Source organism: Spirillospora sp. NPDC049652 (genome assembly GCF_040675125.1).
Taxonomy (GTDB): Bacteria; Actinomycetota; Actinomycetes; order Streptosporangiales; family Streptosporangiaceae; genus Spirillospora.
Genome location: NZ_JBFAOF010001445.1, coordinates 1 through 1,323 on the forward strand (window position 1 = coordinate 1; position 1,323 = coordinate 1,323).

At 76.0% G+C, this 1,323-nt stretch carries 2 protein-coding genes and 1 pseudogene; 1 reads left to right on the forward strand and 2 read right to left on the reverse strand.

The window, feature by feature from the left end; genetic code table 11:
- Nucleotides 1-297, reverse strand: a pseudogene (locus AB0J52_RS40965) (hypothetical protein); the annotation flags it as partial.
- A gap of 96 nt (nt 298-393) precedes the next feature.
- Nucleotides 394-969, reverse strand: a complete 576-nt coding sequence (locus AB0J52_RS40970) for a CGNR zinc finger domain-containing protein (RefSeq protein WP_500188640.1) — start codon at nt 967-969, stop codon at nt 394-396.
- Nucleotides 970-1,038: 69 nt separating this feature from the next.
- Here AB0J52_RS40970 and AB0J52_RS40975 point away from each other — a divergent pair.
- A partial coding sequence (locus tag AB0J52_RS40975; RefSeq protein WP_500188641.1) for a class I SAM-dependent methyltransferase occupies nt 1,039-1,323 on the forward strand: 285 nt, incomplete at its 3' end.

Consider the following 1,323-nt stretch of genomic DNA (forward strand, 5'->3'; position numbering starts at 1 on the left):
GGGCAGGTCGCCGGCGAGGACGTCACGGAGCGTCCGGTGCAGGTCGGCGGCGTTCAGCGCGGCCTCGATGTGCGGCCCGGTCGATCCCTCGGCGTGCTCGACGGCCGCCAGGAACCAGGCGACGAAGAACGCCCGCTCGTCCGGGACGAAGGGCGCGACCTCCAGCTGCCGGACGTAGTGGATCGGGTCCTCGCCCCACGTGGGGCCGTGCGCCGCGAGCAGCTCCCGGTACTCGGCCAGCGCGCGCCGCACCGCCTCGGGCATCTCCGGCGCGTCCCGCGTGCAGTCTCCGCACATCCCGCCCTCCCGCCGTTCCGAGGTCCTGCCGTCCCGCCGTCGGGCCGCCAGCGTGACACGGCGGGACGGCGGGGCGGACGGGTGCGGGCTGGCCGGTTACGGCCGGACGTTGCGGGCGCGGAACGCGGCGGTCTTCACCCGGTTCTGGCAGGCGGTCGAGCAGTAGCGGCGGGTGCCGTTGCGGGAGGTGTCGACGTAGACGCGGTCGCAGGCGGGCGCGGTGCAGACGCCGAGCCGGTCGTACAGCTCGCCGCCGAGGACGACCGCGAGGCCGGTCGCGCAGGGGCCGCCCCACTCGGCGGCCACGCCGCTGTCGGCGCCGTGGAAGTGCAGGTGCCAGGGTTCGCCGTCGTGCCGGGCCAGGCGCGGGCGGGCGGCGGTGTCGGCCAGCATCCGGTTGACCCGCTCGGCCGCGTCGTCCACGTCGCCCCGCGCGACGGCCTCGAACACCTCCCGCAGCCGGGCGGCGACGGCGGCCAGCTCGTCCAGCTCGGCCTCGGTGAGGCGCTCGCCCCGGGCGGGCCCGCCCCAGACGGCGAACGCGGCGGCGGCGCGCTCGGCCGGGTCGGCCGGGGGCTCGTAGGGCCGGCCGCGGCGCTCGCCGGGGGTCAGGGCGTTGACCAGCTCGACGGCGGCGGAGACCACCCGATCCGAGTGACTGTTGAAATCCACTTGACCAGTTACATTTCGCAGGGGACGATGTGACTCCCAAAAGCCTACACGGCAGTTACAGGAGGGTCCATGAGCACACTCGCCCCGACCGTCGCCCAGCGCTGGATCACGCGGTGGGACCGGCAGCAGGAGGGCTACCTGCCGGACCGCGAGGAGCGCTTCACCGCCCTGATCGACGCCGTGGAGGCGGCGGGCCGCCCGGACCCGCTGGTCCTGGACCTCGGCTGCGGCCCCGGCTCGCTGTCGGCGCGGCTGCTCGACCGGCTGCCGGACGCCACGGTCGTCGCCGTGGACACCGACCCGCTCCTGCTCGCCCTCGGCCGGTCGGTGCACACCGGCCGCGCGAACCTGCGG